Source organism: Micrococcus sp. R8502A1, assembly GCF_006704135.1.
GTDB lineage: Bacteria > Actinomycetota > Actinomycetes > Actinomycetales > Micrococcaceae > Micrococcus > Micrococcus luteus.
In genome coordinates this window covers 1-1,068 of sequence record NZ_VIGS01000104.1, presented here as the reverse complement: position 1 = coordinate 1,068, position 1,068 = coordinate 1, and the positions used below count along the sequence as shown (strand labels likewise).

General features: G+C 65.9%; 2 protein-coding genes. Both read left to right on the top strand.

Going from position 1 to position 1,068, the window contains the following annotated elements:
* Positions 1 to 19 precede the first annotated feature (19 nt).
* The gene (locus FLM69_RS11235) at positions 20 to 379 is read left to right on the top strand and encodes a helix-turn-helix transcriptional regulator (RefSeq protein ID WP_141844298.1); all 360 of its coding nucleotides are present in this window, start codon (positions 20 to 22) and stop codon (positions 377 to 379) included.
* The gene (locus tag FLM69_RS11230; protein ID WP_141844297.1) at positions 376 to 978 is read left to right on the top strand and encodes a cadmium resistance transporter; all 603 of its coding nucleotides are present in this window, start codon (positions 376 to 378) and stop codon (positions 976 to 978) included. The genes FLM69_RS11235 and FLM69_RS11230 overlap by 4 nt, the downstream gene beginning before the upstream one ends.
* The last annotated feature ends 90 nt before the right edge of the window (positions 979 to 1,068 follow it).

Sequence of the window (1,068 nt, the reverse complement as noted above, 5' to 3'; positions counted from 1 at the left end):
GCGCTGTATAGTTCAGTCCATGCTGACTATTGCTTCGCGTCTCGACGTGATGAACCGCCTGGGTCGTGCACTGGCCGACCCCACTCGATCCCGGATCATCTTGACCCTGCTCGACCATCCCGCTTACCCGGCGGAACTGGCCCGAGATCTGGACCTGACACGCCCGAACGTGTCCAACCACCTGGCATGCCTGCGCGATTGCGGGATCGTCGTCTCCGAGCCCGAGGGTCGTCGGACACGATATGAGATCGCCGATGCGCACCTGGCGCAGGCGCTGACGGCACTGGTCAATGCCACCCTGGCAGTGGACGAAGACGCCCCGTGCATCGATCCCGCCTGCTCGCTTCCCGGATGCGACGCAGCTGGGGAGGGCGCATGATCCTCACCTCGGTCTTGCAGGCGATGGGCCTGTTCGCAGCGACCAACATCGACGACATCATCGTGCTCTCCCTCTTCTTCGCGCGAGGGGCAGGCCAGCGCGGCACTACCGCCCGCATTCTGGCCGGCCAGTACCTCGGATTCGCCGGCATCCTCGGTGCCGCGGTCCTGGTGACCATCGGCGCCGGAGCATTCCTGCCCCCGGCAGCCATCCCGTACTTCGGCCTCATCCCTCTGGGCCTCGGCCTCTGGGCCGCATGGCAGGCCTGGCGCGGAGACGATGACGACGATGACGACGAGGCCAAGGTTGCCGGCAAGAAGGTCGGCGTGTGGACAGTCGCAGGCGTCACCCTTGCCAACGGCGGCGACAACATCGGCGTCTACACCCCTGTCTTCCTCAGCGTGGAACCTCTCGCAGTAGTCGCCTACTGCATCGTCTTCCTCGCGCTCGTCGCGGTCCTGGTGGCCCTGGCAAAGTTCGTCGCCACCCGCCCCCCGATCGCCGAAGTGCTCGAACGCTGGGAGAACATCCTCTTCCCCATCGTTCTCATCGGCCTCGGCATCGTGATCCTCGTCAGCGGCGGAGCCTTCGGACTCTGACGTAGCGGCAGCGATCCAAACGGCCCCGACCGGGCGCACCCCTCTCGGTTCAGACCGCGACACCTACCTGCAGCCAGTCCTGCGTGATCG